This window comes from Myxococcus faecalis, assembly GCF_050039385.1.
Lineage (GTDB): Bacteria > Myxococcota > Myxococcia > Myxococcales > Myxococcaceae > Myxococcus > Myxococcus fulvus.
On sequence record NZ_CP144336.1, the window covers coordinates 3,025,933 to 3,033,356 of the forward strand.

A 7,424-nucleotide genomic window follows, 5' to 3' on the forward strand; every position below is an offset into this window, starting at 1 on the left:
TCCGTTGCTCGTGTGGTGGCTGCGTCGCGGCGCCAGGCGCTCCGGCTACGGACTGTCTTCGACCTCGTCCAGGTAGCCCCGAAGGACTGACGCCACCTGTCCCACGTCGGGGGCGCGCAGGATGGAGTAGTGGTCTCCTGCAATCGCGTGCACGGTGAGCGCGCCTGTCGCCACCTGCTCCCAGCCGTGAACACGGCGCGTGCCCGTCGCTTCGATGGAGACGACAGGCCCTGAGTAGGGCCGAGGCACGTAACTCCACGCGGCCAACAGGTTCACCTCGAAGACGCGGCGCAGGGCACTGAGTGACGGTGTGACGCCACTCCCCTGCTCTCGAGCGTGAGCGTCCAGGATGCGCAGCAGTGCCTCGGGTGTCTCGGCGCTCTGGGCCGCTTCGCCATGTCCCATCGCGCGTAGCAGGTCGAGGTGGAACAGCTCGCCGAAGCGCTGCGCCTCGTCGTGCCCTGGCGCGGCGCCGTCTCCATCGTACGGGCGCACGAAGCCGTCGATGAGCGCGAGCACCTCCACTCGCTCTCCTCGCCCCTCGAGCTGGTGCGCCATCTCCCACGCGATGCTGGCGCCCATCGACCAGCCTCCGAGCCGATAGGGCCCGTGCGGCTGCACGTCTCGCATCGCCGCGAGGTAGAGGCTCGCCATCTCGGGGATGCTCTCGCAGGGCGGCGCTTCACTATCGAGCCCGCGTGACTCGAGCCCGTGGAACGGCTGCTCCGGCCCCAAGTGCTTCGCGAGCTCCGCGTAGCTCAGCACCGTGCCGCCCACGGGATGCACACAGAAGAAGGGCCGACGTCCACGTCCCTCGGTCAGTCGCACCAGCGGCGTCCAGGACGACGACTCACGTCGCAGCACCGAGGCCACGTGCTCCACCGTCGCGCGCTGAAAGAGCGCGGCCACCGGCAAGCTCCTGCCTACCGCGCCGCGAATGCGCGCGAGCAGCCGGATGGCCATCAGCGAGTGACCACCCAGCGCGAAGAAGTCCTCCGTCACGCCCACGGGACGGACTCCCAGCACCTCTTCCCACACGCCCACCAGCGTGCGCTCCAGTGCGTCGCGAGGCTCCTGATGTCCCTCACGTGTCGCGCGCTGGAGCGACCCCAGAGCGGGCAGCGCCTTGCGGTCCACCTTGCCCGTGGGAGCCAGCGGCAGCGCGTCCAGGCGCACGAGCACACTCGGCACCAGATACTCCGGCAACCGTGCTTCGAGGCGCTCGCGCAGCACCTCCACGTCACACGGCGCCTCGTGCACCACGTAGCCCACCAGTCGCTTCTCGCCGCCCTCTTCCTGCCTCGCCACCACCACCGCGTCCCTCACGCCCGGCAGCGCCTTCAGCGCCACCTCCACCTCGCCCAGCTCCACGCGGAAGCCACGCACCTTCACCTGTCCGTCCACGCGCCCCAGGAACTCCAGGTTCCCGTCGCCGAGCCACCGCGCCTTGTCGCCCGTGCGATACAGCCGCGCCCCCGGCACCTCGCTCATCGCATCCGGGATGAAGCGCTCCGCGGTCAGCTCCGCCCTGCCCCAGTACCCGTGCGCGAGGCTCGCGCCGCCGACGTAAACCTCCCCCACCACGCCCACGGGGCTCGGCGCGCCCCGCTCATCCAGCACGTACACCTTCACGTTGGAGATGGGCGTCCCCACGGGAGGCAACGCGGGCCAGGTCGACGGCGGGCCACGCGCCCTCCAGGCCGTGACGACGTGCGCCTCCGACGGGCCATACTGGTTCTCCAGCACGCAGCCCGGCAGTCGCTCGAAGAAGGACACCAGCGCGGGCGTCACCTGCAACTGCTCACCCGCCGTCACCACCTCGCGCAGGGGCGGCAGCTTCGCTTCATGCTGCGCCACCTCGCACAGCGCCTGGAGCGCCACGAAGGGCAGATACAAGCGCCCCACTCCATGCGCCACCATGCGCCCGAGCAGCGCCACCGGGTCCTTGCGCTCCGCCTCCCCCACCAGCAACACCGTGCCGCCCAGACACCACGTGCCGAACAGCTCCTGGAACGACACATCGAAGTTCAGCGACGCGAACTGCAGCGTCGTCGCACCCGGGTCCACGGTGCGCGCGAGCAGCCACCGCAGCATGTTCCCCACCGCGCGATGGGACATGAGGATGCCCTTGGGACGCCCCGTGCTCCCCGACGTGTAGACGAAGTAGCAGGGCGTCTCGGGAGACAGAGACAGCGCTGGAGCCTGTCCGGGCCTCGTCCGGATTCGCGAGGCCTCATCCTCCAGGCGCACCCGCCTCGTCCCCGGATGCTCGGGAAGCGCGCGTCCGAGCTCTCCCTGCACCAGCACCACCGGCGCGCCCGTGTCCTCCAGCATCTGCGCCAGCCGCTGTGCCGGATAGCTCGGGTCCAGGGGAAGGAACGCCGCGCCTGCCTTCAGCGTGGCCAGCACCGCCACCGGCATCTCCAAATCACCGCGCTCCAGGCACAGGCCCACCGTGCTCCCAGGCGTCACCCCCAACGCGAGCAGGTGATGCGCGAGCTGGTTCGCGCGCTGCTCCAGCTCGGCGTAGGTCAGCGAGGCCACGCCATCCGTCACCGCCACGGCGTCAGGCGAGCGCGCCACCTGGGCCTCGACCCACGCGTGCATCAGCCCCGCGACAGCGTCCGGGGTCTCGCGCCCGCTCCACTCGCGCAGCAGCTCCCGCCGCTCCGACTCCGCGAGCAAGGGCGCATCACCGACGCGCACGCTCGGGTCGGCCACCAGCCCCTCCAACAACGTGACGTAGTGCCCCGCCATCCTCCGCGCCGTCGCCGCGTCGAACAGCGCGGTGTTGTACTCCCAGAAGCCCACCCACCCCTCGGGCGTCTCGCGCAGGAAGCAGATGAGGTCGAACTTCGACATGCCGGAGTCGAAGGACACCTCCTGCTCCACCAACCCCGGCAACGACGGCAGCGAGCGCGGCCCCTGGATGACGAACATCACCTGGAACAGCGGCGAGCGACTCAAGTCACGCGGCGGGCGCAGCGCCTCCACCAGCGTCTCGAACGGGACGTCTTGTCGCGCATAGGCGCCCAGACATACCTGCCGCACCCGGCCCAGGAGCGAACGGAAGGACTCCTCCGGGTCCACGTCCACACGGGGCGCGAGCGTGTTGACGAAGAACCCGGTGAGGTTCTCCAGCTCGCGCCGGTTGCGTCCCGAGATGGGCGTCCCCACCACCACGTCCCGCTGTCCGCTGTAGCGCGACATCAACACCTGGAAGCACGCGAGCAGCAGCATGAACGGCGTCACGCTCTCGGCGCGCCCCAGGGCCTTCACCGCCTGGGAGAGCGATGGAGACAGCGGCACCGCCACGGTGGCGCCCAGGAAGGTCTGCACGGGAGGTCGGGGCCGGTCCAGGGGAAGCTCCAGCGAGGGAGAGGCTCCCGTCAGCAGCTCCGTCCACCACGCGAGCTGCTCATCCAGCAGCTCCCCCTTCAGCCAGTCGCGCTGCCACACCGCGTGGTCCGCGTACTGGATGGGCAGCGCGGGCAACACGGGCGCGCGCCCTTCGGTGTGGGCCGCGTAAAGCTCCCGCAGGTCGCGCTCCAGCACGCCCAGCGACCACCCATCGCAGGAGACATGGTGCAGCATCAGGAGGAACACATGGTCGTCTTCCGCCACGCGCAGCAGCCGGGCGCGCAGCATCGGCCCCGTGCCCAGGTCGAACGGGCGCCGCGTCTCCGCCTCCGCTTCGCGCCGTGCCTCGGCCTCGTCGGCGACCTGCGTCACCCGCAGCGTCACCTCGACGTCGGGCAGGATGTGCTGCACCGGCCGCCCCGCCTCCTCGCCGAACGTGGTGCGCAAGGACTCGTGCCGTCGCACCAGGTCCGACAACGCGCGCTCCAGCGCCGGGACATCCAGGCGCCCCTGGAGCCGCGCGAAGAAGGGCACGTTGTAGGAGAAGCCTCCCGCGTCCACCTGAGAGAGGAACCACAGGCGCTGCTGGGCGAAGGACAGCGGAGGGGCCGTGTCCCTCGACACGGGCACCAGAGGAGGGAGCCCCCGCCCCCTCCCAACCACTCGCTTCGGCTCGGGCGCGGCCATGGCTGCACCTCCGCCGACACTTATAGCGCCAAGCGACGTGCGGGTTCGAGCAACGGCCTCAGCCCGCCGCCTTCCACCGCTGCTTGGGGCGCCAGGACATCATCCCCGGGCTGCCGCGCACCTTGTCCAGGTAGAAGCCGAGCAGCTCGGGGTTGAAGGTGGGCTCCTGAATCCCCGAGCCGGCCAGGTGCTGGCGCACATGGGTGCAATCCCAGACGTAGTTGTCCTGGTACAGCTCCACCATCGCCTGTCCCCCACTCAAGGGGTCCCTGAAGATGCTCAGCAACGGGAAGATGGGCGCCTCGGGGTCCGTGTCCCACAGGGAGACCCATTCCTTGAACGGCACCACCGGCAGGGGACGTCCCAGGGACTTTCCCACCCGCTCGAAGAACTCCAGGAGCGTCAGGTCGTGCTCCGGGGCGGGCGCGACGTGGAACTTCTTGCCCAGCCCCTTCGGGTCGCGGGCAATCACGGCAATCGCCGACGTCATGTAGTCCACCGTGGTCAACCCCTCGTGCAGTCCCCGCAGGTCCGGGACGGCATCCAGGATGAGGCAGGTGCTGACCAGCCGTCCCCACCACTGGTAGCTGGCGAAGGCGCCCGTGCGGCTGTGCAACGTCGCGTAGCCCAGACGGAACGTCATCAAGGGCAGGCCCTGCGACTGCGCGAGGTCGGCGATCTTCTCCATCACCCACTTGCTGCTCGCGTAGCCGATGTCGGAGATGACGGCGGGGAGGTTCTGGTCGATGTCGTCCGTCTCCCGCATCACCTTCTTGCCGGTGAGCCGGTTGCCCCAGCTGTGGATGGAGAGCGTCGAGAACAGCATCAGCGCCTTGACCCGCTGATGGCCGGCGAAGGCAATCACCTGCCGCACGCCCTCGACGTTGTCGCGCTTCATCTGGGAGTAGGGCTCGATGAAGTTCACCGCGCCAGCCGAGTGGTAGATGACGTCCACCGACGCGGACAGCTGGCGGTAGTCCTCCTCGGACATCCCGAAGCGGGGCGCGGCGATGTCTCCGGCATGGACCCGCACCCGCTCCCAGTCACGCTCGCTCAGCGGCACCTGATAGTGGTCGACCACCTGTCGCAGCCGCGCGCGTCCCAGCGCGTCGCTGACATCGCGCACCAGACAATGGACGTCGGCGTCGTTGCGCGAGAGCAACTCCGACAGCAGGTGGACGCCCACGAAGCCCGTGGCCCCCGTGAGCAGGATGTGCCGCGGCCGCGCGAGCCGCCCGGGGTCGAAGCCCGAGGAGAAGTCCGTGCCGGGCAGGAGCCAGACATCCTCCCGGAGCGCGCGCAGGGGCTCCGGGTCATGCATCGCGCCCCCGTGCGCGGCTCGCGGCTCCAGCGCCGAGGCGAGCTTCCGAACGGTCCTGTGCTCGTAGACATCACGAATGTAGGCCTTCAGCCCGAGACGACGGGAGACGCTGGCGGCGAGCGTGGAGGCCAGCAACGAGTGCCCTCCCACCTCGAAGAAGCTGTCGTCCGCCGTGAACCCGGAGTGGCCGAGGACCTCCGTCCAGGCGCTGGCGAGGCTCTTCTCCAGTTCGCCGGAGAACGCCTCCTCGCCCTGCGTCCGCACCGTGGAGGTCCGCAGCATCTCCCGCAGGGCCTGCTTGTCCGTCTTGCCATTGGCGGTGGTGGGGAGCGAGGCCAGACAGAGGTACTGGCCAGGCAGCATGAAGTCGGGCAGCTCCACGCGCAGCGCCGCCCTCAGGCTCGCGATGAGCGTCGAGGTGGGGACCTGGGTGTCACGCGGCGAGACGAACGCCACCAGTCGCTTGTTGGAGGGACCCGCGGAGTCATCGACCAGTACCGCGGCGGCCTTGAGCGCCGGGCCGCGCATGAGGACGGACTCCACCTCGCCCATCTCCACGCGATTGCCGCGAATCTTGATCTGCTCATCCTGTCGCCCGAGGAACTGGATGCTCCCATCCGGCAGCCCACGCGCCAGGTCCCCCGTGCGATAGACGCGGCCACCGAGCGAAGGCGGCGTGACGAAGCGCTCGGCCGTCAGCACGGCATCTCCGAGATAGCCGCGCCCCAGGCAGTCACCCGCGATGCACAACTCCCCCGCCTCCCCCCAAGGCACCACCTCCAGTCGCTCATCCAGGATGAAGACCTCGGCGCCGGCGACGGGCGTCCCGATGGAGGCGGGCCGGTTCAGGCGCCTGCTCTCCACCACCCGGTGGGTGACGAAGATGGTGGTCTCCGTCGGTCCGTAATAGTCCACCAGGGTGTAGGAGAGTCCCTCGGTCTCCACCGGATGGAGCTTCTCGCCCCCGGTGAAGAGGTAGCGCAGGGCCAGCTTCTGGTGTGCGGACCTTCCGACGAAGTCTGGCACCATCACCGTCGGGAGGAAGGCGTGGGTGATGCCGTGCTCGGCGTAGAACGCCAGCAAGGCCCCCACGTCCAGACGGATGTCGTCCGTGAGCACGTGGATGCAAGCCCCCGCCGCCAGGGCGGAGCCCACCTCCCATTGCGAGACATCGAAGGCCACGCTGGCCATCAACAGCGTGTGACTGCCAGGCCCCATGTCGAACCGGGCGTTGTGCCACCGCACCAGCTTCGCCAGGGAGTGGTGCTCGATGACCACGCCCTTCGGCTGCCCCGTGGTCCCCGACGTGAAGATGGCATAGGCCGCGTCATGCCCCTGGATGTCCACTTCACGGAAGGCCTTCACGGGCGCCTGGCGCAGCAGCTCATCGAGGGATTGCACCTCCCAGCCCGGCAACGTCATGGTCGAGGACGTGGTGGAGAGCACGAGGGGCGCATCACATTGGCTGGCAATGGCTTGCTTGCGGCGGTCCGGGAAGGCCTTGTCGATGGGCACGTACGCCGCGCCCGCCTTCATGACGGCCAGGAAAGCGACGATGAGGCTCTCCGAGTGCTCGGTCACCACGGGCACCAAGGAGCCCCTGGCGACACCTCGCGCCTGGAGATGGGCCGCGACCTTGCTGCTCCTCGCGTCCAGCTCCGCATAGGAGAGGCGCTCACGGAGCCCCACCACCGCGGGGGCACTGGGATTGAGGGCACACTGACGACGAAAGCCGTCGAGCACGGATTTGTTCGACACGAGAGGCCTCCATGGACAGAGAAGGAGCCAGCAATGGAAGACACAACCGCTGGCCCACACAACAATCACACAACAACCGCGCCTCATTCCACCCGAGCCCTCGGACGCAAACCCATCGCGGCATACCCAGTCCCGCAAGCCCTCTCGGGCTGAAAGACAGTTCATCCAACACCCCGCACCTCCCTGCGCCTGCGGGCCAAGCACGACCCGCGACACAACGCGGGTCTGGAACCTGGGCGACCTCGTCGGAACGGGTGCGCCGCTCCCGCGCGGGATGGCAAGCGGGGGCACATCCCCT

Annotated in this window: 2 protein-coding genes; both read right to left on the bottom strand. The window is 69.2% G+C overall.

Annotation, left to right across the window (positions count from 1 at the left end):
- Window positions 1–45: 45 nt before the first annotated feature.
- Window positions 46–3,984, bottom strand: coding sequence for a non-ribosomal peptide synthetase (locus VZQ01_RS11925; protein WP_426747863.1), 3,939 nt, complete (start codon window positions 3,982–3,984; stop codon window positions 46–48).
- Window positions 3,985–4,105: 121 nt separating this feature from the next.
- The gene (locus VZQ01_RS11930) at window positions 4,106–7,126 is read right to left on the bottom strand and encodes an amino acid adenylation domain-containing protein (RefSeq protein WP_408891686.1); all 3,021 of its coding nucleotides are present in this window, start codon (window positions 7,124–7,126) and stop codon (window positions 4,106–4,108) included.
- Window positions 7,127–7,424: the final 298 nt, after the last annotated feature.